Raw genomic sequence first — 22895 nt, 5'->3', positions numbered from 1 at the left:
ACTGCAGCAAGGCAGCGAGAACAATCAGGCCTGGGAGTTTAGTCCACTAAATGACTAGGCTGATTGTTCGAAACTAACGCCGCTGTGGTGACAAGGACGACGAGGAAGAGCAATGGGCAAAACACTATATGAAAAGGTCTACGACGCACACGTTGCCGTAGCCGCAGAGGGCGAAACCCCGATTCTTTACATTGACCGCCATTTGGTTCATGAAGTCACGTCACCTCAAGCTTTTGATGGCCTGCGCGAAAAAGGCCGTAAGGTACGTCAAGTGAGCAAAACGTTCGCAACGATGGACCACAACGTATCGACAACGACAAAAGATATTAACGCTTCAGGTGAAATGGCACGTATCCAGATGGAAACACTGTCTAAGAACTGTGAAGAGTTCGGCGTTACCCTTTACGACATCAATCATAAATACCAAGGTATTGTCCATGTAATGGGTCCTGAGCTTGGTATTACTCTGCCGGGTATGACGATTGTTTGTGGTGACTCTCATACCGCAACTCACGGTGCATTTGGCTCACTTGCATTTGGTATCGGTACTTCAGAAGTCGAGCATGTTTTGGCAACTCAAACCCTTAAGCAAGCTCGCGCCAAAACCATGAAGATCGAAGTGAAAGGCAAAGTTGCACCGGGCATCACTGCCAAGGATATCGTCCTCGCTATCATTGGTAAAACGACGGCAGCAGGCGGCACAGGTTATGTGGTCGAGTTTTGTGGTGAAGCGATTACGGACCTTTCAATGGAAGGTCGTATGACGGTATGTAACATGGCCATTGAACTCGGCGCTAAAGCGGGCTTAATCGCGCCAGATCAAACCACGTTCGACTACATCAAAGGACGTAAATTTTCACCGCAAGGCGCCGATTTCGATGCCGCAGTGGAGTATTGGAAAACGCTAAAAACCGACGATGACGCAGAGTTTGACGCAGTAGTCACGCTTGATGCAGCTGAGATCAAGCCGCAAGTCACTTGGGGCACTAACCCAGGCCAAGTTATCGCCGTCGATCAACCTATCCCCGCGCCAGAAAGCTTTACCGATCCAGTTGAAAAAGCATCGGCAGAAAAAGCATTGGCTTACATGGGCCTAGAAGCAGGCACAGCACTGTCTGACTATTCAGTAGATAAAGTATTTGTTGGCTCTTGTACTAACTCTCGTATCGAAGATATGCGCGCCGCAGCTGAGGTGGCAAAAGGCCGTAAAGTTGCAGCTCACGTTCAAGCGTTAATCGTTCCTGGTTCAGAGCAAGTCAAAGCGCAAGCAGAAGCAGAAGGCCTAGATGTCATCTTTAAAGAAGCGGGATTTGAATGGCGCTTACCTGGCTGTTCTATGTGTCTGGCGATGAACAACGATCGCCTAGGACCACATGAGCGCTGTGCATCTACATCAAACCGTAACTTCGAAGGCCGTCAAGGCCGTGATGGTCGCACCCATCTGGTTAGCCCTGCGATGGCTGCAGCGGCTGCGATCGCGGGTCACTTCGTTGACATTCGTAACTTGGATTAAGGAGAGAGCTCATGTCAGGTTTTAAACAACACACAGGCTTGGTGGTTCCTCTGGATGCGGCGAACGTGGATACCGATGCAATTATCCCTAAACAGTTCCTACAAAAAGTCTCTCGTCTCGGTTTTGGCAAACACCTATTCCACGACTGGCGTTTTCTTGATGATGCTGGCGAACAACCAAACCCAGAGTTTGTGATGAATGCACCACGCTACCAAGGTGCTTCCATTCTTCTTGCTCGCGAAAACTTTGGTTGTGGCTCATCACGTGAACACGCACCTTGGGCACTGGCGGATTACGGCATTAAGGCGATGATTGCTCCAAGCTTTGCCGATATCTTCTACGGCAACTCGATCAACAACCAAATGGTGCCTGTTCGTCTTACCGAACAAGAAGTGGATGAGCTGTTCCAGTTTGTTGAAGCCAACGAAGGTGCCCAAGTAGAAGTCGATTTAGAAGCCAACGTGGTTCGAGCGAACGGCAAAGAATATTCGTTTGAGATTGACGAGTTCCGTAGACACTGTCTACTCAATGGATTAGACAACATTGGCCTAACGCTTCAGCATGAAGATAAGATTTCGAGTTACGAAGCGAAGATCCCAAGCTTCCTCAAGTAACCCAATCTGCAAATAGAAATAAAGGTTAGCTCAGGCTAGCCTTTTTTGTTTGCTGCTGAAACAAACACGCCATAAGCTAGGTCTAGTAGTAAATTATCACAAAGGGAATTAAACCGATGGTACGTATCGTTACTCTGCTGCTCACTCTGATCTCTTTTTATACTTTTGCAGCACCAAAATCGGAGTTGTGGCCTTTTTGGCAAAAGGCAGATCAAAGTAACCAAGCCACCATTTCACACCAGCCATGGCAAAACTTCCTCGATAACTACCTAGAAACAAGTGGTGACAATACGCTGGTCAGATATAGCGACGTATCGAAGCAAGACAAACAGCAGCTCGATCAATATATTTTAGCTCTTGCCAAAATCGACCCAAGACTTTACTCACTCGATGAACAGTACGCATACTGGGTTAACCTATATAACGCGATTACCGTGCAATTAATCATTGAGGCCTACCCCATTAAATCTATCACTAAACTTGGTGGCTTATTTAGCTTTGGCCCATGGGACGATGAGGTTATTCAAGTCTCCGGCAAACAGCTGAGCCTCAATGATATTGAGCATAGAATTCTTCGCCCTATCTGGAACGATCCACGAACTCACTACGCCGTTAACTGCGCAAGCCTTGGCTGCCCCAATCTGCAAAGCCAAGCGTTCACCGCCGAAAACACTGAGCAGCTATTAGAGACAGCAGCCAAAGAGTTCATCAATAGTGATAAAGGCGTCTTGGTCAAAGCTAACAGTCTCCGACTCTCTTCAATTTACGACTGGTTCATTGCTGACTTCGGTAATCAACAGCAGCTGGTCGATCATATTAATCACTATCGCTCTGAGCCAATCACATCAGTGAAGGACGCTAACTATGAGTATGATTGGGATTTGAATAAGCAATAGAAGCGAGAAGCGAGAAGCGAGAAGCGAGAAGCGAGAAGCGAGAAGCGAGAAGCGAGAAGCGAGAAGCGAGAAGCGAGAAGCGAGAAGCGAGAAGCGAGAAAATGTTGAAGGATTGGCACATGGCGTCAACCATTTTCTTTTTAATTCAGATAGTTAAACTTAATTATTAGCCAGCGCTGCCTGCAAATTTCGACTCGCTCATCTCAAGCTCGTCTCGAAGGACGAAGGCCAATCTCGAAGCAGAGCGTTCTAAAATGCAAAAAGCCCGTTGCGTTAGCAACGGGCTTTTCTAAATAAGTGGCGGAGCGGACGGGACTCGAACCCGCGACCCCCGGCGTGACAGGCCGGTATTCTAACCAACTGAACTACCGCTCCGCACTGGTTAGACTCTAAGTCTAAGCTTTTGCCTTTAGATTTTTCTAAAATCTAAAAACGAAATGTAAGCCTGGCGATGTCCTACTCTCACATGGGGAAGCCCCACACTACCATCGGCGCTAATTCGTTTCACTTCTGAGTTCGGCATGGAATCAGGTGGGTCCAAATCGCTATGGTCGCCAAGCAAATTTTGTTTTTGTTTTAAGCTCTCAAAGAAAGCGTAAAGCAAAATGAGTGGTGCTGATACCCAGACTCGAACTGGGGACCTCATCCTTACCAAGGATGCGCTCTACCACCTGAGCTATATCAGCATCAAGTTGTCCTGTAGGACTAAAAAAGCCCGTTTTACTAAACGGGCTCTTTAGAAAATTAAAGCCTGGCGATGTCCTACTCTCACATGGGGAAGCCCCACACTACCATCGGCGCTAATTCGTTTCACTTCTGAGTTCGGCATGGAATCAGGTGGGTCCAAATCGCTATGGTCGCCAAGCAAATTCTTTAATCTGGAAAGCTGTTATTGTGTTCTCTACACATTCAATCTGCTCTTGCTTTGAGTCCATCAAAACCCTTTGGGTGTTGTATGGTTAAGCCTCACGGGCAATTAGTACAGGTTAGCTCAACGCCTCACAACGCTTACACACCCTGCCTATCAACGTTCTAGTCTCGAACAACCCTTTAGGACCCTCAAGGGGTCAGGGAAGACTCATCTCAGGGCTCGCTTCCCGCTTAGATGCTTTCAGCGGTTATCGATTCCGAACTTAGCTACCGGGCAATGCGTCTGGCGACACAACCCGAACACCAGAGGTTCGTCCACTCCGGTCCTCTCGTACTAGGAGCAGCCCCCTTCAATCTTCCAACGCCCACGGCAGATAGGGACCGAACTGTCTCACGACGTTCTAAACCCAGCTCGCGTACCACTTTAAATGGCGAACAGCCATACCCTTGGGACCGACTTCAGCCCCAGGATGTGATGAGCCGACATCGAGGTGCCAAACACCGCCGTCGATATGAACTCTTGGGCGGTATCAGCCTGTTATCCCCGGAGTACCTTTTATCCGTTGAGCGATGGCCCTTCCATTCAGAACCACCGGATCACTATGACCTGCTTTCGCACCTGCTCGAATTGTCATTCTCGCAGTCAAGCGGGCTTATGCCATTGCACTAACCTCACGATGTCCAACCGTGATTAGCCCACCTTCGTGCTCCTCCGTTACTCTTTGGGAGGAGACCGCCCCAGTCAAACTACCCACCAGGCACTGTCCTCAACCCGGATAACGGGTCTAAGTTAGAACATCAACACTACAAGGGTGGTATTTCAAGGACGGCTCCAACGATACTGGCGTACCGTCTTCAAAGCCTCCCACCTATCCTACACATGTAGGGTCAATGTTCAGTGCCAAGCTGTAGTAAAGGTTCACGGGGTCTTTCCGTCTAGCCGCGGGTACACTGCATCTTCACAGCGATTTCAATTTCACTGAGTCTCGGGTGGAGACAGCGTGGCCATCATTACGCCATTCGTGCAGGTCGGAACTTACCCGACAAGGAATTTCGCTACCTTAGGACCGTTATAGTTACGGCCGCCGTTTACCGGGGCTTCGATCAAGAGCTTCGTCCAAAGACTAACCCCATCAATTAACCTTCCGGCACCGGGCAGGCGTCACACCGTATACGTCATCTTACGATTTTGCACAGTGCTGTGTTTTTAATAAACAGTTGCAGCCACCTGGTATCTGCGACTCTCAATAGCTCCATCCGCAAGGGACTTCACCGTCAAGAGCGTACCTTCTCCCGAAGTTACGGTACCATTTTGCCTAGTTCCTTCACCCGAGTTCTCTCAAGCGCCTTGGTATTCTCTACCCGACCACCTGTGTCGGTTTGGGGTACGATTCCAACTTATCTGAAGCTTAGAGGCTTTTCCTGGAAGCATGGCATCAATGACTTCACTACCGTAGTAGCTCGACATCGTGTCTCAGCCTTAAAGAGAGCCGGATTTACCTAACTCTCAAGCCTACGCACTTGAACCTGGACAACCGTCGCCAGGCCCACCTAGCCTTCTCCGTCCCCCCATCGCAATAAGTTGAAGTACGGGAATATTAACCCGTTTCCCATCGACTACGCCTTTCGGCCTCGCCTTAGGGGTCGACTTACCCTGCCCCGATTAACGTTGGACAGGAACCCTTGGTCTTCCGGCGAGGAGGTTTTTCACCCCCTTTATCGTTACTCATGTCAGCATTCGCACTTCTGATACCTCCAGCAAGCTTTACAACTCACCTTCAACGGCTTACAGAACGCTCCCCTACCCAATACATAAAATGCATTGCCGCAGCTTCGGTTTATAGCTTAGCCCCGTTACATCTTCCGCGCAGGCCGACTCGACTAGTGAGCTATTACGCTTTCTTTAAATGATGGCTGCTTCTAAGCCAACATCCTAGCTGTCTAAGCCTTCCCACATCGTTTCCCACTTAGCTATAATTTGGGACCTTAGCTGGCGGTCTGGGTTGTTTCCCTCTCCACGACGGACGTTAGCACCCGCCGTGTGTCTCCCGGATAGTACTTACTGGTATTCGGAGTTTGCAAAGGGTTGGTAAGTCGGGATGACCCCCTAGCCTTAACAGTGCTCTACCCCCAGTAGTATTCGTCCGAGGCTCTACCTAAATAGATTTCGGGGAGAACCAGCTATCTCCAGGTTTGATTGGCCTTTCACCCCTAGCCACAAGTCATCCGCTAATTTTTCAACATTAGTCGGTTCGGTCCTCCAGTTGATGTTACTCAACCTTCAACCTGCCCATGGCTAGATCACCTGGTTTCGGGTCTATATCCAGCAACTCGACGCCCAGTTAAGACTCGATTTCTCTACGGCTCCCCTAGATGGTTAACCTTGCTACTGAATATAAGTCGCTGACCCATTATACAAAAGGTACGCAGTCACAGGACAAAGCCTGCTCCTACTGCTTGTACGTACACGGTTTCAGGTTCTATTTCACTCCCCTCACAGGGGTTCTTTTCGCCTTTCCCTCACGGTACTGGTTCACTATCGGTCAGTCAGTAGTATTTAGCCTTGGAGGATGGTCCCCCCATATTCAGACAGGATATCACGTGTCCCGCCCTACTCGATTTCACTGATGATGAGATGTCGGTTACGGGGCTATCACCCTGTATCGCGGCACTTTCCAGAGCCTTCACCTGTCTCATTAAAAGCTTAAGGGCTAGTCCAATTTCGCTCGCCGCTACTTTCGGAATCTCGGTTGATTTCTTTTCCTCGGGGTACTTAGATGTTTCAGTTCCCCCGGTTCGCCCTGTTGAGCTATGTATTCACTCAACAGTAATACCTTATGGTATTGGGTTTCCCCATTCAGAAATCCCAGACTCAAATGGTTGTTACTACCTAATCTGGGCTTATCGCAAGTTACTACGTCTTTCATCGCCTCTGACTGCCAAGGCATCCACCGTGTACGCTTAGTCACTTAACCATACAACCCCAAAGGGTCTTACAGTCAACTAACCAAAGTTGTCTCCAATTTTTTAAACATGATGGAGACACGATTTTGCCGGACTCAAATATTAAACATCACAAGGATGTTTCCAAGAACACTTGAATGTGTGTTGGTACCTATTCAAAAGAATAGGATTTGAGAACTTTTAATTGAATAACAACGCATATCCGTAGATATGGGGATTGTTGTTATTCGTCAGCTTTCCAAATTGTTAAAGAGCAATGTTTCTTTCGAAACCATTTTTAAAGATTCTTTTGCAAGAACACTTAAAGATGGTGGAGCTAAGCAGGATCGAACTGCTGACCTCCTGCGTGCAAGGCAGGCGCTCTCCCAGCTGAGCTATAGCCCCATCAGGTGTTGATACTGTGTGCCAATTCTTCTGGGAGGAAGATTGGTGGGTCTGAGTGGACTTGAACCACCGACCTCTCGCTTATCAGGCGAACGCTCTAACCACCTGAGCTACAGACCCAGTATCGTCTCTTAACGTGTATAAACATATCAATCTGTGTGAACACTCATCGCGACTTATTTGTTTCCGCTTTAAAAAGCAGAAGCAAACTATCCGTATCGTATAAGGAGGTGATCCAGCCCCAGGTTCCCCTAGGGCTACCTTGTTACGACTTCACCCCAGTCATGAACCACAAAGTGGTGAGCGTCCTCCCGAAGGTTAAACTACCCACTTCTTTTGCAGCCCACTCCCATGGTGTGACGGGCGGTGTGTACAAGGCCCGGGAACGTATTCACCGTGGCATTCTGATCCACGATTACTAGCGATTCCGACTTCACGGAGTCGAGTTGCAGACTCCGATCCGGACTACGACGCACTTTTTGGGATTCGCTCACTCTCGCAAGTTGGCCGCCCTCTGTATGCGCCATTGTAGCACGTGTGTAGCCCTACTCGTAAGGGCCATGATGACTTGACGTCGTCCCCACCTTCCTCCGGTTTATCACCGGCAGTCTCCCTGGAGTTCCCACCCGAAGTGCTGGCAAACAAGGATAAGGGTTGCGCTCGTTGCGGGACTTAACCCAACATTTCACAACACGAGCTGACGACAGCCATGCAGCACCTGTCTCTCAGTTCCCGAAGGCACACTCGTATCTCTACAAGCTTCTGAGGATGTCAAGAGTAGGTAAGGTTCTTCGCGTTGCATCGAATTAAACCACATGCTCCACCGCTTGTGCGGGCCCCCGTCAATTCATTTGAGTTTTAATCTTGCGACCGTACTCCCCAGGCGGTCTACTTAACGCGTTAGCTCCGAAAGCCACGGCTCAAGGCCACAACCTCCAAGTAGACATCGTTTACGGCGTGGACTACCAGGGTATCTAATCCTGTTTGCTCCCCACGCTTTCGCATCTGAGTGTCAGTATCTGTCCAGGGGGCCGCCTTCGCCACCGGTATTCCTTCAGATCTCTACGCATTTCACCGCTACACCTGAAATTCTACCCCCCTCTACAGTACTCTAGTCTGCCAGTTTCAAATGCAATTCCGAGGTTGAGCCCCGGGCTTTCACATCTGACTTAACAAACCACCTGCATGCGCTTTACGCCCAGTAATTCCGATTAACGCTCGCACCCTCCGTATTACCGCGGCTGCTGGCACGGAGTTAGCCGGTGCTTCTTCTGCAGCTAACGTCAAAGATGTACGCTATTAACGCACACCCCTTCCTCACTGCTGAAAGTACTTTACAACCCGAAGGCCTTCTTCATACACGCGGCATGGCTGCATCAGGCTTGCGCCCATTGTGCAATATTCCCCACTGCTGCCTCCCGTAGGAGTCTGGACCGTGTCTCAGTTCCAGTGTGGCTGATCATCCTCTCAGACCAGCTAGGGATCGTCGCCTTGGTGAGCCCTTACCTCACCAACTAGCTAATCCCACCTGGGCATATCCTGACGCGAGAGGCCCGAAGGTCCCCCTCTTTGAGCCGAAGCTATTATGCGGTATTAGCCATCGTTTCCAATGGTTATCCCCCACATCAGGGCAATTTCCCAGGCATTACTCACCCGTCCGCCGCTCGACGCCGTTAACGTTCCCCGAAGGTTCAGTTAACTCGTTTCCGCTCGACTTGCATGTGTTAGGCCTGCCGCCAGCGTTCAATCTGAGCCATGATCAAACTCTTCAATTTAAAGTTTTGATTCCCTATATAAATAGGGGAGGCTCAATGAATACTGAACATTACATAAAGTAATGTTTGAATTGACTGTGCTGAGTCCGAAGACTCAATGGTCACTTCGTTTCATTGAAACCTAAATTGTTTCCGAAGAAACTATTTGGATTATCATCAACGAGTGCCCACACAGATTGATAGGTTTATATTGTTAAAGAGCTGTGCTTTTCGAGAAGCTTTTCTCTCAAAGCGGAGGTGAATTCTAGCTAGTTAATTTGAAGAGTCAAACACTTTTTTCAAATTATTTTCTCAGAAGCTTTTTACCTCTCTGACAACTGCTGAAGCCTTGTGGCATCTGCCGTGTCAGTGGATGCGCATTATAGGGAGTTCGATCAGGACTGCAAGCAAATTTGTGCCGTTTTCTATAAAAAAGAGCCTGATTGAACACTATTCAATCAGGCTCTAATTTATGCGCATTTAACACTCAGCTTAGTCAAAGCTTACTCACAGCTAGCTGTGGATAACTACTCATCTGAATCAAAGAAATAAGAGATGCGAGAACGGGGATTAAGATACTCTCGTACTTTATCAGGCAATTTGTTTGGCAAAATCGCATTCACTATCTTTATCTCTTTCTCCGCCAAATCGATGATAGGTGCCTGCGTTCGTGGCACGGAAGGGTCATAGATAAGAACATTTGGGAACAAGATATTTTTCGCATTGACCGAAATAACCAAACCCACCATATCGTTGGATAACTGAACCACGGTTCCCGGCGGATAGATGCCCATAAATTTGATCAACAGGTTTAGGTTTTCGTGGTTATAGAGATGTTTGCAGTTCTTATAGAGATGAGACAAAGCAACGTAAGGAATTTTTTGTTCCGAAGGAATGTTGCTGTGACACAAATTGTCGTAGGCATTAGCAACTGAAATAATTTGCGTCAACTCATCGATTTGATCTTCTTTAAGACCTTCTGGGTAGCCCGATCCATCGTTATGTTCGTGGTGCTGAGCGATCACTGTTCTCGCGCTCTCTGGGAAACTCTCCATGTTTGCCGCTATATCAAGACCGTATTTGGTATGCAGCTTGAGGTAGTTTGTCTCTGGTTCGGTCAGTGGGGTTTGTTTGCGCAATATAGCAGTAGGGATTTTCACTTTGCCCATGTCATGGAATAGAGCGGCGAAGGCTACCTCTTTAATTTTGTCTGCGCTGAGTTTTTTCGCTTTCGCCACCATCATGGCAACGACTGACACGTTGAGTGAGTGAAAGTAAATATCTTCGAACTCACTTTTGCCATTCATCAAGTGTAAGGTGACATTATCGTCACTCAGCAATTTATCGACGATGTCATTAACCAGCGAAGTTGCCTCATCAACCGCTTGCTCAGGACGGCTGCGAATTTTATTCATGACCGCGCGCATACGCGACAGTGAACGTTCGAACTCTTTTTCACAGCTGATCACTCGGCGACGGTAGGCGTTCAACCTTTCAATCCGATCCTGTTTCTCTTTCCATAGCCGCTGAGCTTCAAGATCGATTTGCTCCTCTTGAGCTTGGTCTTTATCGGCTTCTGCCCTCTCTTCAGCAGGTGGTAGAGGCTGAGTATCGCTTTGCGCTGGATTAATGAACACGTGTTTAATTCCCAAGTGGCGGATCATCTGGATCTGCTCTTGGTCTTTAATTTTGAAGCTATTAAATAGAAAAGGGTGTTCATTCCACTTAACGGGAAGCCGAACATGTAATCCAGGTTGCAACCTGTCTACGGTAATTTTGATACTCGCCACGACCTTAATACAACTTTGATAATTGAACCAATGGGTTGATTTTAGATGAAGGCGAGTTTTAATTCACCATCCATGTTTACTATTTAGTATTCAATAACCTGTAGTGATATTTTTACTCAGTTACTTAACAAGTTCACAGTGCAGCATCCAGCGCACACCAAATTTGTCCTCGACCTTACCGAACCGAGCGCCCCAAAATGTGTCTGCTAAAGGCATCATGACGTGCCCTTCTGTCGCCAATTTGTCATACAGCCGCGCTTGCTCATCTAAATCATCTAGTACCACCGATAAAGCAATATTGTTACCGCTTAGCTCTCGTGCGACCACCCCGTCGGATAACATCAACTTCATCCCGAAGGCTTCAAACTCGGCATGCATGATCCAGTTAGGGTCTGCCCCTTCAATTTGCTGAGGCGAATCTTTGAAGTACTGCTTTGATAGCACCACCCCACCAAAACAGCGCTGGTAGAAGCTTAGCGCTTCTTCACATCGTCCAGAAAAAAACAGATACGGTGTTACTTGATACATAGATGTCGTCCTTTATTGTTTTTATAAAGATAGACGATAACTTCGTAACCTGCGGAAAAATAAATAGAAAACACAGTCGATACTCTCCCTTCACACCCATGCCGATCAGATCAATAGGAATTGGCTATTAATAGGATTGATATAAGCAATTTTATTTAACCAAAGCAGCGTGGGAATATACTTTCCGAAAGCAACAAACATTGCTCATCCCAATAAACTGAAAGGAAAGTAAAGATATGATTAACACAAAAATTAAGCCATTTAGCGCAACAGCATTTAAAGACGGCGAATTCGTAGAAGTCACTGAGCAAGATGTTCTTGGCAAATGGGCGGTGTTCTTCTTCTACCCTGCAGACTTTACCTTCGTGTGTCCAACTGAGCTAGGTGACCTTGCAGATCACTATGAAGAGCTGCAAAAGCGTGGTGTTGAAGTTTACTCAGTATCAACAGATACCCACTTCACTCACAAAGCGTGGCACGACAGCTCAGACACCATCGGCAAAATTAAGTACTACATGCTTGGCGACCAAACTGGCAACATCACCAACAACTTCGGTGTTATGCGTGAAGGTCAAGGTCTAGCAGACCGTGCCACTTTCCTAATCGACCCAGAAGGTACTATCCAAGCGATGGAAATCACTGCAGAAGGTATTGGCCGTGACGCTGAAGACCTACTACGTAAAGTGAAAGCCGCGCAATACGTCGCTGCGCACCCAGGTGAGGTGTGTCCTGCAAAATGGAAAGAAGGCGAAGAAACACTAGCGCCATCACTAGACCTAGTAGGCAAAATCTAATCAAGACTGACTGTTCTTGACTGAACATTCCCGGTCATCAATAAGTTTGAGAGCGTTCTAGGTTTGATACCTGACGACCTTCGGCCTAGTTCGCTCTCCCTTTTGTTTTTATCCAGAATAACCATTTAAGTAAGGCATAATTAACTATGTTAGACCAAGCGATCCAACAACAGCTCAAACAATATCTGGCTAATGTAAAACAAGAAGTACGTTTAGTGGTTAGCCTAGATGAAAGCAAAGCATCAAACGACATTCTCGCTCTCGCCAACCAAATCGCAGAGATGTGCGATCTAATCACGGTTGAACGTGACGACAATGCAAGCGCACGCAAGCCAGTTATGGCGGTAACCAACCCAGAAAAAGGCACATCACTGCGCTTTGCGGGTTTACCAATGGGTCACGAGTTTACCTCTCTAGTATTGGCCCTACTTCATTCTGGCGGTCACCCAATCAAATTAGAGCCAGAAGTGATCGAGCAAATCGCCGCTCTAGACAAAGATCTCGACGTCGAAATTTTCATTTCCCTCTCGTGTCAAAACTGTCCGGACGTGGTCCAAGCGTTCAACATGATGGCGGCGATCAACCCGAAAGTGAAAACAACCATGATCGACGGCGCGTTGTTCCAAAACGAAGTGAAGAAGCGCGACATCATGGCGGTACCTAGCGTGTTTGTAAACGGTGAGCTATTCGGTCAAGGCCGTATGTCTCTCACTGAAATCCTTAACAAAGTGGATGACGGCGCGAGCGAGAAAGCAGCGAAAGCACTGAGCGAGAAAGATCCGTACGACGTACTTGTTGTTGGCGGCGGTCCTGGCGGGAGTGCAGCCGCTCTATACGCTGCTCGCAAAGGTATTCGTACTGGCGTGGTTGCCAAACGCTTTGGTGGCCAGGTGATGGACACTATGGCTATCGAGAACTTTATCTCGGTAAAACGCACTGAAGGTCCAAAACTGGCGACTGACTTAGCAGAGCACCTAAAAGAGTACGACGTAGACGTGGTGACTGAGCAGCAAGCTGACAAGCTCATGGGCGCAGCGCACACAGAAGATGGTTTGATTCACATCCAACTTGAAAGTGGCGCAACGCTTAAGAGTAAGAGTGTCATCCTAAGCCCAGGTGCACGCTGGCGTGAAATGAAGGTTCCGGGGGAGCAAGAGTACCGCAACAAAGGTGTCGCGTACTGCCCACACTGTGACGGCCCACTGTTTAAAGGTAAGAAAACCGCGGTTATCGGTGGCGGTAACTCAGGCATCGAGGCAGCAATTGATCTAGCGGGCATCGTTGAGCACGTAACGGTTCTTGAATTTGCCGACGTCCTTCGCGCCGACCAAGTGTTGATTGATAAAGCCAATTCACTGCCTAACATCGATATCATCACTATGGCGCAGACAACAGAAGTTATTGGTGATGGCACTCGCGTAACAGGATTGAAATACAAAGACCGCAACACAGATGAAATCAAACAGATAGAACTATCAGGTATTTTTGTTCAAATCGGTCTTGTACCCAACACTGAATGGCTCAAAGACTCAGAAGTTGCATTGTCAGCGCGCGGCGAGATCGAAGTCGGTCAACACGGCGAAACGAGTCTTGAAGGGGTATTTGCGGCAGGTGACGCAACCACAGTGCCTTACAAACAGATCATTATTGCCATGGGAGAAGGGGCCAAAGCGAGCCTAGGTGCGTTTGACTACCTGATACGCAAGCAGAACTAATGATCGATTGGGCTACTCAATAAGTACTAGATTCCCATCTATAAACTAAACTTAAAACCAACAATCTATGATTGTTGGTTTTGTTTATTTCTCCACCCCAAATGCTTGGCAGGCAAATCAGCGGAAACTCCTATGTTGAAAATTGAACAAGAACTCTCCTTCTCGCAAAAAACGTTAGTCATCGCCGTCCCCTTAGCTGCGCTATCTGTTATTTACTTTTTTCGCTATGGGTTTTCTACCCTTGACATGGTGATCACCCTAGCGCTGTTTGCTGCAGTGTTAGGCGTCAATCAACTTCAAGGCGCTCGCTATCTCCTCCCTTACCTGCTCTATGGCTTTGTTGCACTGCATATAGACCAGGCTTCTGGAGACATCATGCTTCATTTCGAAGTGTTCATCTTGCTTGCCTTGATGATGATCTATAACGACTGGCTGATGGTGCTGCATACTCTGATTGCCGCTGCGCTGCACCATGTACTGTTTTTTTGGCTACAAAGTTCAGGCTACGGCGTCTATATCTTCCCGCCGAACAGCGGATTTATGATGGTGATTGAGCACTGCCTATATGCGATCTTCCAAGCCTCAGTCTCGATCTACACTTGTATTAACTTAAACAGAAACTTGCAACGACTCGACTATGTCAATAAAACGGTCGGCCATGTTGTCCAGCAGTCTTCGTTTGACCTAGACGTGAAACTAGAAGACCGAGATCCCTTTTACCAACAATTCAATCAGATCATTACGCAATTGCAGCAAACGGCCATCATTCAGCGCCAAGCGGTACAAGAGTTAACACAGGTATCAGAGAGTTTTATTGACAAAACCACCAGCATTGATGGTGAGATATCTCGCAATAGCCAAAACATTCAACAAGTCTCCCGGACAGTTGCAGATATTAGCCAATCTTTTTCCGAGGTGGCACACACCACTCAAACCTGCCATCAAGAGGCACAGATCTCAGCCGACTTGTGTAAAGAGGCGATAGAAGAATCCGAGCAATGTAAAAGCAGCTTACAACAGATGAATCAGATCGTTGAGCAAACACAAGGGAACATCACTCAAGTGGTGAGCAATGCCGATAGTATCCACAAAATCTTGGAGGCCATTACCAGCATTTCAGAGCAAACTAACCTATTGGCGCTCAATGCTTCCATAGAAGCCGCACGCGCAGGAGAAGCTGGCCGAGGGTTTGCGGTGGTCGCGGACGAAGTGAGACAACTGGCGAATCGAACCAGTGCGAGTGTCGAAGAAATCGGCTCATCTCTGGTTCAATTGGAGCAAGCGATTAAGCTCTCGTCAGGGAATATTTCCGATATGACCGAGTTTTCACAGCATGTCTATCAAGCAGTTGAGGGCATTATCCGCACCACAGAAAACATCTCTGGTCACGTATTGGCCGTCAACCAGCAAATCGAACAGGTTGCGACCTCGGTTAAGCATCAGCACCATTCACTCGACGGTCTGCAAAACAACATGTCTGAGGTAGCGCATTCGAGCACTTTTATCGCCGAACAATCCCAAGCACAGAACACGTCGATTGGTGCCTTGTCTCAATCAACGCAAAGTCTGTCACAACTGAGTCAGCGCTTTAAACTTGCCCAATAACAATGCCCCGCCAATAGGCGGGGCATTTAATGCTGAATGAGACACTCAGCGGTTGAGTTATTGTGTTTGAACGCTTTATTTGAGATGGAATATCTGCTCGGTTTCCAGCCCCGTCATTTTGCGCACTTGACGCCAAACATAATAAAAAATGCCGATCATCATCAACATACTCGGAATGGCAATCATCGGGTAACTGTACAGGGTCATTTTACCCAATTGCTCATTAAACTCGGCGGTGCCTGCTGGGCTGGTTACGATCCAGGTGGCAAGAAAGTAGTTCATCGCCGAAGAGAACATAAAGGTGCTGGCAAATAGGTAATTTGAGGTCGACAAACAACGTTCGAAAGCCGCCTGTTTACCCGCTTGCCCTAATTTTTGCTTGATCACTTCAAGGTTCAGCAAGGTGTCGTTAAAAATGAGCTTCTTAACGACGGGATAACGAGTAAAGCTCGACCCAAACACGACTAGGCCAATCAAACCGGGGATCAATGCCTCTTTCAATGCGAGCCATTTTGTATCGAGCTCAAGTAGCCCTATACCTCCGGTTAGAAGCACACTCACAAAACCGAGTGCCGCAATAAAATTGAATTTTTTGTGGCGAATCAGCTCCATCGCGCCATAGACAGCGGGAAAGGCCAAAGCGACGATCAACGCCATGGCTGTGCCTAAGTACTCGTCTCCACTGAGCTTCATTAAAATCAGAGAAGGTAAAAGAACGTTAATTACGATCTCAAACAGTGGATTGGGTTTTCTTGCTTCAGTACTACTCATAATCTTCCATCACTTTCCGCTACATCATGCAGCTCGAAGCGGAATTGTTCCTTGCTTCAAAGCAGATGTAAAGCGCTTAGCGCTCACCCTGTGTAACGACTTGTGACGGCGCACAGAAAAATGTGCCATGTCGCGCTTACTCGGAGTAGTAAATTTTTGGAGCGCTTAAAACGACGAAAGGCCGCTACAAAAGCGACCTTTCTTTGTATGGTACCGGTGGGCGGACTGATTGGACAGGCATTCCTGCCGTCACCGCGAAGGCAACGCTTGAACGCCAGTTGAAATGTTCAAACACCTAAAACGACGAAAGGCCGCTATAAAAGCGACCTTTCTTTGTATGGTACCGGTGGGCGGACTGATTGGACAGGCATTCCTGCCGTCACCGCGAAGGCAACGCTTGAACGCCAGTTGAAATGTTCAAACACCTAAAACGACGAAAGGCCGCTATAAAAGCGACCTTTCTTTGTATGGTACCGGTGGGCGGACTGATTGGACAGGCATTCCTGCCGTCACCGCGAAGGCAACGCTTGAACGCCAGTTGAAATGTTCAAACACCTAAAACGACGAAAGGCCGCTATAAAAGCGACCTTTCTTTGTATGGTACCGGTGGGCGGACTGATTGGACAGGCATTCCTGCCGTCACCGCGAAGGCAACGCTTGAACGCCAGTTGAAATGTTCAAACACCTAAAACGACGAAAGGCCGCTATAAAAGCGACCTTTCTTTGTATGGTACCGGTGGGCGGACTTGAACCGCCACGCCCGAAGGCAACGGATTTTGAATCCGTCGTGTATACCAATTTCACCACACCGGCATCTTGGGGCTTTGCCCTTTGATGATTGGCATTATACGTATGGTAGGCGTTCGTGCAAGTGCAAAAGACTGAATTAATTGTCGTTTGCTGATAAAATCGCCACAAATCGATAAGCTGTGCGCAAGGTCTCTTTTCAGATCGAAAGCAAGACTATATTCTTGCGCCTTATTTTAGTTTGGGTAAGCCATTTTTATGTCAAAGACTGACTCTTTACCACCCGCAGGCTTGTTTCGCCGCTTGGGGGCTCTTTTTTACGATGGATTGATCATTATTGCTGTGGAAATGATGGCGGCTGGTATCGTGATTGCGATTCTGCATGCACTCATGGCGATGGGAATTTTCCAAGTTGGCAGTTATGCGGATGTCAGCGACTTCCTCACTAATCACCCGGTGTGGAGCCCTGTTTATACCGCCTATCTCGCTTTTGTGTGGATCTACTTCTTTGTCTATTTTTGGACCCGCGCTGGACAAACGCTGGGGATGCGCGCGTGGAAACTGCACTTACGCAGTGTTGATGGTCAGGCCGTCTCTGTCACACAATGTCTGATTCGCATTGCGACATCAGGATTTGGCTTAGCCAACCTATTGGTGCCGCTCGACCCGAAAAAGCGCGGATTTCATGATATTTGGGCTAAAACCCAAGTAGTGGTTTTGCCAAAAGCCAATTAATAAAAAAGGAAGGCTCAGCCTTCCTTTTTTAGTGGTTGCAATTTCTAGTCGACTTTAAGCTCTTTCAGCATCGCTTCTGGAAGCGCTAGCTCGTCGTTTTTATTGACTGAAATGCCAGCGGCCAAAATAGCTTCGGCAATCTGTTTCGCTTCATCCAAAGAGTGCATCGCTGCGGTGCCACATTGATACTCATTCAGCTCAGGGATCTTGTTTTGATTCTCAACTTTCAGCACATCTTTCATCGCCGCTAGCCAAGCGTCAGCCACTTGCTGCTCTTGTGGGGTACCAATCAAGCTCATGTAGAAACCGGTACGACAACCCATAGGTGAAATATCAATGATTTCCACACTGTCGCTGTTAAGGTGATTGCGCATAAAGCCAGCATAAAGGTGCTCTAAAGTATGAATACCTTTTTCAGACAGAATATCCTTATTAGGCGCAGTAAAACGTAAATCAAACACGGTGATGGTGTCACCCTTTGGTGTGGTCATCGTTTTTGCAACGCGAACAGCCGGGGCATTCATTCGTGTATGATCAACGGTAAAACTATCAAGTAACGGCATTGTCCTTCTCCATTTATATAACTCGCGATGAGCTATTCACTGTCTGTTTGGTAAACGGGAGAGGTGCCTCTCCCGACATTGTTCCATGTTGTGGTTGATATTGCGCGACGCGCTATACCTGCAAATAACTAAAATATTGAGCCAAGAACTCATCAAAATCTAGGGTATCTGAGGCTTCGATCTCGGCTTGTGCGGCTCGGGAACGAACCACTTCTTGCTCCATCAACTCGGCACTATAAATGCGATATTGATGATTGAGATGTCGCTCACGGTACTCATTGCCAAACGTACAGCCCACTTTACCTAGGCCACCGAGGCGCTTGGTGTCTGCTAACAACTGACCAGAAATGGTCAATTGAGGATTATCAATCCAGCTAAGCAGTTTATCGCACACAGCTTGATAAGCACCGCTACCCTCAACGGCATCCATACGCTCGGCAATTTGAGTGAGTTCAGCAAATACACGCTTAGCCCAGGCTTGCAGCGTGAGGACTTCGCCTTTGCAACCAATTTGCAGCTCAAGACCCGGCTTACGTCCTTCAACAATCACCTTGTTCCAGTTCTCTCGCCAACAAGCTTGCTCACAGTAATCCATTGGATCCGAATCACTCAATGCTGCCCAAGCGAGGAAGAGGTCTAAGAAACGCACTTGCTCTTGAGTAATACCGACCGGGCTATACGGGTTCACATCAAGCGAGCGAACTTCAATATACTCGACCCCACCTCGAGCCAAAGCTTCTGAAGGTTTTTCACCCGCTTTAGCGACACGTTTAGGGCGGATCGGTGCGTACAATTCGTTCTCGATTTGCAGCACGTTACTGTTGAGCTGACGATACTCTCCCTCCTCTTTGACGCCAATCTTGGCGAACTGTTCTGAAGGAGTGCGAATGGCTGTATTCAACCCATCTAAGTATTCTGCAAGACTATTAAAGCCAATTTTCAGCGAGCTCTGAGCACTGTTGGTATAGCCTAAATCACTCATTCGAAGCGATGTCGCATAGGGGAGATACAGAGTGCCACCGATGCTTTCAAACGGAAGTTTTGTGTCGCGCCCCTGAATGAATGAAGAGCAAAGCGCTGGAGATGCCCCAAAGAAATAGGGAATCAACCAGCCAAAGCGGTAATAGTTCCGAATCAGGCCAAAGTAGGCTTGTGACTTACTCTGCTGACGCTGCTCTTCAGTTTGGTCACCAAACAGCTGCTGCCAAAAAGACTCTGGAAACGAGAAGTTAAAATGCACGCCAGAGATGATCTGCATCAGGCTCCCGTAACGGCGTTTCAAGCCTTCACGGTAGAGTGTTTTCATTTTTCCAGAGTTTGAGCTGCCATATTGTGCCAGCTTGATGTCATCTTCACTCCCCACGTAGCAAGGCATCGAGAGCGGCCACATTTTCTCTGCACCTAACTTGGTCTGCGTAAAGTGGTGAATATCTTCAAGTTGCGAGACCAAGGTTGAAATGTCGTGGGAGACTGGGGTAATGAACTCTAATAACGACTCGGAGAAATCGGTGGTGATCAAGCTATTGGCATAAGCAGAACCCAGTGCGCTGGGGTGCGATGTGGTAGCCAAGTGACCATCTTGGTGATAGCGCAACGTTTCACGTTCTACGCCCCGTCCAAAACTCTTAAACACGTCTGGGTTTTGTGCAACTCGCTCTAGTCGCGCAGCAAAATCAGTCAAAATGAGGTTCGCTTATATCAGAGGTTTGGTATTGCTACCAAACTGGCTAAACAATGTATAAAGGGTGACCAAGGTCACCCTTCAGCTATGCACTATGTTATGTGTGCTCTAACGGATGATTTCAAGCTCTTCTATCGGAATCTGTAACTTTTCTAGCTGGGGTTTTAAGCTTTGAGCATCCCCCACCACGATAATTTGATAGTCGTCTGGACTAAACCACTTGCTCGCGAGTTGGTTTAGCGTGCCTTTTCCGACGGTCTCAACAATTTCGTTGCGCTGCTTGAGGTAATCGTCATCCAAACTATAGGCAAGGATACTACCAAGTAGTCCCGCTTTCTGTGAAGGCGTTTCATACTTTAGCGCATCTTGTTGACCGACTGCTAAGCGTAAAAATTTCATCTCATCGTCTGTCATCCCTGTTTGACTGTAGTCAGCGAGCTCTTTTTGCATTTCAATCAATGCGGGCAGCGTTGCATCTGCGCGCACTTGTGCCGAGAAGACAATCGCGCCAACCTCTCGATTAGAGGCCAAGTAGCCACTGGCACCATACGTGTACCCCTTATCTTCACGCAAGTTCTGATTCAATCGACTATTAAAGTTGCCCGCCAAATTGAAGTTTGCCAGTTGGGTTAGGAACACCTCTCCTGTGGCATCAAACGGCAACCCTTGACGCACCATTCTCACTATGGTTTGTGGTGCGCTAGGCTTATCCACCAAATAGATTTTTTGCTCCGCTATTGGTGCCACGGACTGCGCTCTGAGTAAAGGAGGGATTTTACCTTGCCACTGAGCAATAAAGTCGAGCTGTTGCCGAATTTGGCGCTTGGTAATGTCCCCCACAACGATGATTTGCGCGCCTTGTGGTGTGTAATGACGTTGATAAAACTGTTTTACGTCTTCAAGGGTAAGATTGGCGACCGAAGATTCGGTGCCATCATTGGGACGCTGATAAATCGTATCGGCAAACAGCACTTGGCGAGTCGCTTGAGAGGCTAACCAGTTCGGTCGTTGATGTTGATAGACTATACTTTCTAGCATCTGCTTTTGGATACGCTCGAAGTCTTGTTGACGAAATGCTGGCTTAAATAACACCTCTTGAGCGATTTCCAGCGTCTCAGGGAGGTGTTTCTCCAAACTAGAAACCGATAGCGTGGTGGTGTAATTACCGGCACTTACCGACAAAGTACTGCCAAGCTTATCGAGACGCGCTTGAATCTGTTCCAAGCTAGAGTCTAACGTTGCTTCTTGCATCATTGCCGCCGTCAAGTTAGCCAATCCCTCTTGACCGGGCGCGACATAGCGCTCCCCGGCTGGGAAACTAATTTCTAACTGCACGGTTGGCGTTTCCGAGCTCACAGTCCCGAGCACTTCAGCGCCATTGTCAAAGTATATTCGGTATAGCTCTGGCATTTCAGCTTTGACGGCTTCTGCCACCTCCGGCATCACTGAACGGTCAAAATCATCCTGCGCTTTACGATAAACGAGTTGGTCCTCGGTAATGGTTTGGTACTCAGGTAAAGTGCGTTCGGGAGTCTCAAAGGTCGCCGGCGCCGCCGCTAACTCAGTTTTTCCTTTAGGTACGACACTCAGCGCCACTTTGTGATGACCATTGAGATACTGCTCATAAGCCGCCATCACCGACTGTGGCGAAACAGAGCGAATCTGCTCTAGCTGAGATTGAATACGATCAGGCTGACCAAAGAAGGTTTGATTCGATGCCAACTGAGACACTTTGCCGCGCACACTTTGCAAAGCAAATACGGCATTAGCTTCTGCCATGCCACTGATTTGCTCCAAACGCTCACTATCAACACCTTGTGCCTCAAACTCATTTAAGGTTTGCATCAGCTGTTGATACAGAGGTTTTAAGTCGGCTTTATCGCCAGAAGGCGACATTGCATAGACGTAGAAAGTACAGGCCAGCTCAGCACAATCTTGGAAAGCACCGGCATCCACCGCTTTCTGCGTTTTGACCAGTTTTTGGTAGAGCAGACTGTTCGCGCCATCACCCAGTACTTTGGCTAATGCATCGAGTGATGCCTGCTGCTCAGCGCCTTTGTACTCAGTTGGCCATCCAATGAGTAACATCGGCTGCTGAATACGATCTTCTAATGTTACGTAACGATCTTCGTTTAAGGTGGCAGGTTGCTTGGGCGCTTTTTCAACCTGCGGCCCCGCGGGAATAGAGCCAAAGTATTTGTCTACCCAAGCGAGCGTCTGGTCTACATCAATATCCCCACCAATGGTCAGAACCGCGTTATTCGGCCCATACCAACGCAAGAAAAACGCTTTGAGATCGTTGACATCCACTCGGTCCAAATCCTCTACGTAACCAATGGTTTGCCAAGAGTATGGGTGACCTTCAGGGTACATGGCTTCCGCCATTTTCTCCCACATTAAGCCGTAAGGACGATTATCGTAGTTTTGCGCACGCTCGTTTTTAACCGTATCTCGCTGAATCTCAAATTTTCGCTGCGACACCGCATCGAGCAAAAAGCCCATTCGGTCAGACTCTAGCCACAGCATTTTTTCAAGCTGGTTAGACGGAACCGTCTCGAAGTAGTTAGTTCGATCGCGATTGGTGGTGCCATTAAGTGAGCCACCAGCTTCAGTGATGATCTTAAAGTGCTGCTGGTCTCCCACATTCTCACTACCCTGGAACATCATGTGCTCAAAGAAATGGGCAAAGCCCGATTTACCGACCTCTTCACGCGCTGACCCCACGTGATAGGTGACATCAACGTGAACCAAAGGATCGGAGTCATCCGGTGAGAGGATCACCGTCAGGCCGTTTTCGAGTTGATATTTAGAGTATGGGATCATCGCCTTGCCGGGCTGAGCATCGACCTCTTCAATCAGAGTGACCCCGGGTGGTAGCGACGAAAAGAATGGTACCGAAGTGAGCGTAGTATTGGTACAGCCATACAGTGCGATCAGGGAAATCGCACCAAGCCAGAACTTTCTCATGACA

General features: G+C 47.9%; 13 protein-coding genes, 5 tRNA genes and 4 rRNA genes. 7 read left to right on the top strand and 15 right to left on the bottom strand.

Annotated elements, in window-relative coordinates; all coding sequences use genetic code 11:
- Positions 1-112 precede the first annotated feature (112 nt).
- The 3 genes from leuC (at position 113) to MTO69_RS02095 (ending at position 3023) form a co-directional block, all read left to right on the top strand.
- Positions 113-1513 carry a 3-isopropylmalate dehydratase large subunit gene (gene leuC / locus MTO69_RS02105; RefSeq protein ID WP_248330691.1) on the top strand — a complete coding sequence of 467 codons (1401 nt, stop codon included), beginning with the start codon at positions 113-115 and terminating at the stop codon, positions 1511-1513.
- Between the two features lie 11 nt (positions 1514-1524).
- Complete coding sequence (gene leuD / locus MTO69_RS02100) at positions 1525-2127, top strand: 3-isopropylmalate dehydratase small subunit (RefSeq protein WP_248330689.1); 603 nt, start codon at positions 1525-1527, stop codon at positions 2125-2127.
- 116 nt (positions 2128-2243) lie between these two features.
- Positions 2244-3023: a DUF547 domain-containing protein gene (locus tag MTO69_RS02095; protein WP_248330687.1), complete on the top strand. Its 780-nt coding sequence runs from the start codon at positions 2244-2246 to the stop codon at positions 3021-3023.
- Between the two features lie 298 nt (positions 3024-3321).
- Here MTO69_RS02095 and MTO69_RS02090 read toward each other — a convergent pair.
- The 10 genes from MTO69_RS02090 to MTO69_RS02045 all read right to left on the bottom strand — a co-directional run bounded on the left by MTO69_RS02090 (position 3322) and on the right by MTO69_RS02045 (position 11313).
- Positions 3322-3398, bottom strand: a tRNA-Asp gene (locus tag MTO69_RS02090).
- Positions 3399-3466: 68 nt separating this feature from the next.
- Positions 3467-3582 (bottom strand): 5S ribosomal RNA (gene rrf, locus MTO69_RS02085).
- Positions 3583-3633: 51 nt separating this feature from the next.
- Positions 3634-3709: transfer RNA gene (locus tag MTO69_RS02080), tRNA-Thr, on the bottom strand.
- Between the two features lie 63 nt (positions 3710-3772).
- Positions 3773-3888, bottom strand: a 5S ribosomal RNA gene (gene rrf, locus MTO69_RS02075).
- Between the two features lie 90 nt (positions 3889-3978).
- Positions 3979-6868 (bottom strand): 23S ribosomal RNA (locus MTO69_RS02070).
- Positions 6869-7165: 297 nt separating this feature from the next.
- Positions 7166-7241: transfer RNA gene (locus tag MTO69_RS02065), tRNA-Ala, on the bottom strand.
- Between the two features lie 43 nt (positions 7242-7284).
- A tRNA-Ile gene (locus MTO69_RS02060) sits at positions 7285-7361 on the bottom strand.
- Between the two features lie 103 nt (positions 7362-7464).
- A 16S ribosomal RNA gene (locus MTO69_RS02055) occupies positions 7465-9016 on the bottom strand.
- Together the 16S, 23S and 5S rRNA genes with 4 tRNA genes alongside form the textbook arrangement of a ribosomal RNA operon.
- Positions 9017-9522: 506 nt before the next feature.
- Positions 9523-10785, bottom strand: a complete 1263-nt coding sequence (locus MTO69_RS02050) for an HD-GYP domain-containing protein (RefSeq protein WP_248330685.1) — start codon at positions 10783-10785, stop codon at positions 9523-9525.
- A gap of 120 nt (positions 10786-10905) precedes the next feature.
- The gene (locus MTO69_RS02045) at positions 10906-11313 is read right to left on the bottom strand and encodes a VOC family protein (RefSeq protein WP_248330683.1); all 408 of its coding nucleotides are present in this window, start codon (positions 11311-11313) and stop codon (positions 10906-10908) included.
- A 236-nt stretch (positions 11314-11549) separates the two neighbouring features.
- Here MTO69_RS02045 and ahpC point away from each other — a divergent pair, with 236 nt between their 5' ends.
- The 3 genes from ahpC to MTO69_RS02030 all read left to right on the top strand — a co-directional run bounded on the left by ahpC (position 11550) and on the right by MTO69_RS02030 (position 15427).
- Entirely contained in the window at positions 11550-12107 is a 558-nt protein-coding gene (gene ahpC / locus MTO69_RS02040; RefSeq protein WP_248330681.1) for an alkyl hydroperoxide reductase subunit C, read from the top strand.
- Positions 12108-12253: 146 nt separating this feature from the next.
- Positions 12254-13822 (top strand): alkyl hydroperoxide reductase subunit F, encoded by a 1569-nt coding sequence (gene ahpF, locus MTO69_RS02035; RefSeq protein ID WP_248330679.1) that lies wholly within the window; start codon positions 12254-12256, stop codon positions 13820-13822.
- A 132-nt stretch (positions 13823-13954) separates the two neighbouring features.
- Positions 13955-15427, top strand: coding sequence for a methyl-accepting chemotaxis protein (locus MTO69_RS02030; protein ID WP_248330677.1), 1473 nt, complete (start codon positions 13955-13957; stop codon positions 15425-15427).
- A 75-nt stretch (positions 15428-15502) separates the two neighbouring features.
- On the opposite strand, the gene MTO69_RS02025 is transcribed toward MTO69_RS02030, so the two are convergent.
- Together MTO69_RS02025 and MTO69_RS02020 are read right to left on the bottom strand one after the other, a co-directional pair.
- On the bottom strand, positions 15503-16198 hold the full coding sequence (locus MTO69_RS02025; protein WP_248330675.1) for a VC0807 family protein: 696 nt from the start codon (positions 16196-16198) through the stop codon (positions 15503-15505).
- Between the two features lie 728 nt (positions 16199-16926).
- Positions 16927-17011, bottom strand: a tRNA-Leu gene (locus MTO69_RS02020).
- A 192-nt stretch (positions 17012-17203) separates the two neighbouring features.
- On the opposite strand from MTO69_RS02020, the gene MTO69_RS02015 reads away from it, so the two are divergent.
- On the top strand, positions 17204-17680 hold the full coding sequence (locus MTO69_RS02015) for an RDD family protein (protein WP_248330673.1): 477 nt from the start codon (positions 17204-17206) through the stop codon (positions 17678-17680).
- 44 nt (positions 17681-17724) lie between these two features.
- Here MTO69_RS02015 and luxS read toward each other — a convergent pair whose 3' ends face one another.
- From luxS to MTO69_RS02000, 3 genes are all read right to left on the bottom strand, one after another.
- Positions 17725-18243, bottom strand: a complete 519-nt coding sequence (gene luxS / locus MTO69_RS02010) for an S-ribosylhomocysteine lyase (RefSeq protein ID WP_248330671.1) — start codon at positions 18241-18243, stop codon at positions 17725-17727.
- Positions 18244-18355: 112 nt separating this feature from the next.
- The gene (gene gshA, locus MTO69_RS02005) at positions 18356-19924 is read right to left on the bottom strand and encodes a glutamate--cysteine ligase (protein ID WP_248330669.1); all 1569 of its coding nucleotides are present in this window, start codon (positions 19922-19924) and stop codon (positions 18356-18358) included.
- 108 nt (positions 19925-20032) lie between these two features.
- Positions 20033-22891: a M16 family metallopeptidase gene (locus tag MTO69_RS02000; RefSeq protein ID WP_248330667.1), complete on the bottom strand. Its 2859-nt coding sequence runs from the start codon at positions 22889-22891 to the stop codon at positions 20033-20035.
- Between the last annotated feature and the right edge of the window lie 4 nt (positions 22892-22895).

The organism is Vibrio sinaloensis, assembly GCF_023195835.1.
Lineage (GTDB): Bacteria > Pseudomonadota > Gammaproteobacteria > Enterobacterales > Vibrionaceae > Vibrio > Vibrio sinaloensis_C.
This window is presented reverse-complemented; position numbering and strand designations above follow the sequence as displayed.